Genomic DNA, 2,440 nt, shown 5'->3' on the forward strand with positions numbered 1-2,440 from the left:
TCCGTGCGCCGGCCGGGCTGCTCGTCGTACTCGATGGTGACGATGACGTTCGACGTGCGGAACACCACAGTCACGGTGCGGTGACGGGTGGCCGAGGCGGCGGTGGTGAGGGCGTCGTCGAGGTAGGCCTCGTCGCCGAGGTCGTCGAGGACGCGGGGTTCGAGACCGGCGGGCGGGGTGGCGGGCCGGGTGGAGGCGTCGCCGTCGTCCTCCCCGTTCTTGCCGTCCTCGGCGTCGCCCTTCTTGCCGCTCTTCGCGGCATCGTCACCGTCGGACGTGCTGCCGTTGCCCTGGTCCTTGCCGCCTTGGGCCTTGTCGCCGTCGTCGCCCTCGTCGGCGGAGTCGTGGGTTCCGCCGGACTCCCCGGCGGACGGACGGTCCCCGTCACCGTCCTTCTCCCCGCCGTCGCCCTTCTCCCCGTCGTCACTGGCCCCGGGGGAGGAGGTGGGGGCGTCGGGCAGGTCGGCGGCTTCCAGCTTCTTCGCGTACAGCTCCGAGGCGCGGTCGTCGTCGCTGACATTGCCGTCGTAGGAGACGACGCGCTCGAAATCGACGAGGAGGTGGTGGGAGGCGCCGGAGGACTCGACCTTCCAGCGGCAGCCCACGCGGCGGTCGGTGTCGTAGGTGACGGCGGGCGTGCCCTCGTACGCCTTCTCGCGCTGCTCCTCGTCCCCGATCTCCTCGATGCCGGGCAGCATGGCGTCGAGCGTGCCCGGCTCGACCTCGCCGCAGGGCTCGGGGAGCGTCTGGTACTTGCCGGGTTCGGCGGGGGCGTTGGAGCTGCCGGTGTCGCCGGGCTTGGAGTCGCCCGAGTCGTCGCCGAGGCCCGAGCCGCCGGTGCAGCCGGCGAGCACGGCCGCGAGGAGCGCGGCGACACCGGGTACGTAGACCTTCCGCTGCACCGTGATGGCCCCTCTCGTCGCTGCTGGTTATTCGGTTGCCGCTGGTGGGCGACCGGTGGACACAATGTCTATCGCACGCGCTGCCGTGGATGCCGGTCCGTCACCCCTTTCGTCGACCTTGGCTCCGGTATTTGCGCTTCTAGGCTTGTAGTTAATTACGGGGGAATGAGGACGATATGTCGTACACGGAAGTGCCCGGCGCGAAGGTGCCGATCCGGATGTGGGCCGACCCGGCGTCGGTCGAGGAAGCGGCGATGCGGCAGCTCCAGAACGTCGCGACGCTGCCCTGGATCAAGGGCCTCGCGGTCATGCCGGACGTCCACTTCGGCAAGGGCGCGACGGTCGGTTCGGTGATCGCCATGCGGGGCGCGGTCTGCCCGGCGGCGGTCGGTGTGGACATCGGCTGCGGCATGTCGGCGGTGAGGACCTCACTGACGGCCAACGACCTGCCGGGCGATCTGTCGCGGCTCAGGTCGAAGATCGAGCAGGCGATTCCGGTGGGGCGGGGGATGCATGACGATCCCGTGGCCCCGGGGCAGATCCACGGGATGGCCACGTCGGGGTGGGACGGCTTCTGGGAGCGGTTCGAAGGGGTCGCCGAAGCGGTCAAGTTCCGTCAGGACCGTGCCGTGAAGCAGATGGCGACGCTCGGCGGCGGAAATCATTTTATTGAGTTCTGTCTGGATGAGTCGGGTTCGGTCTGGCTGATGCTCCACTCCGGATCGCGGAACATCGGCAAGGAGCTGGCCGACCACCACATCGGGGTGGCCCAGCAGCTCCCGCACAACCAGGGCCTGATCGACCGTGACCTGGCGGTCTTCGTCGCGGACACCCCGCAGATGGCGGCGTACCGCAACAACCTGTTCTGGGCCCAGGAGTACGCCCGGCACAACCGCGCGCTCATGATGGCGCTCTTCAAGGACGTCGTCCGCAAGGAGTTCAAGAAGGCGAAGCCGACATTCGAGCCCGAGATCTCCTGCCACCACAACTACGTGAGCGAGGAGCGCTACGACGGCATGGACCTGCTGGTCACCAGGAAGGGCGCGATCCGCGCGGGCAGCGGTGACTACGGCATCATCCCGGGCTCCATGGGCACCGGCTCGTACATCGTGAAGGGCCTCGGCAACGAGGCGTCCTTCAACTCGGCCTCACACGGCGCGGGCCGCCGCATGAGCCGGGGCGCCGCGAAGCGCCGCTTCTCGACGAAGGACCTGGAGGAGCAGACACGGGGCGTCGAGTGCCGCAAGGACTCGGGCGTCGTGGACGAGATCCCGGGCGCCTACAAGCCGATCGAGCAGGTCATCGACCAGCAGCGCGACCTGGTCGAGGTGGTGGCCAAGCTGAAGCAGGTCATCTGCGTGAAGGGCTGACCACCACGCGCGGCGCCCCGCGCGGGCTACTTGGCGTGGGTCACGGCGTAGATCATGACGAACGCGACGAGGTGGATGCCGAAGAGGAAGTACGCCAGGTACCACCACACCATGCGTTCGTTCTTCTTCTCCTCGGCGAGGCGGCGGCTCTCGTACTCGTGCGTCAGG

The 2,440-nt window shown here is 68.6% G+C and carries 2 protein-coding genes; one reads left to right on the forward strand and one right to left on the reverse strand.

All coding sequences use genetic code 11. The annotated features are described in order from the left end of the window. The coding region (locus AB8Z36_RS38950) for a DUF3558 domain-containing protein (RefSeq protein ID WP_369218091.1) at nucleotides 1-902 on the reverse strand (902 nt) is incomplete at its 3' end. A 176-nt stretch (nucleotides 903-1,078) separates the two neighbouring features. On the opposite strand from AB8Z36_RS38950, the gene AB8Z36_RS38955 reads away from it, so the two are divergent. Further along, nucleotides 1,079-2,272 carry an RtcB family protein gene (locus tag AB8Z36_RS38955; RefSeq protein WP_369218092.1) on the forward strand — a complete coding sequence of 398 codons (1,194 nt, stop codon included), beginning with the start codon at nucleotides 1,079-1,081 and terminating at the stop codon, nucleotides 2,270-2,272. The last annotated feature ends 168 nt before the right edge of the window (nucleotides 2,273-2,440 follow it).

The organism is Streptomyces flavofungini (assembly GCF_041028215.1).
GTDB classification, from domain to species: domain Bacteria; phylum Actinomycetota; class Actinomycetes; order Streptomycetales; family Streptomycetaceae; genus Streptomyces; species Streptomyces flavofungini_B.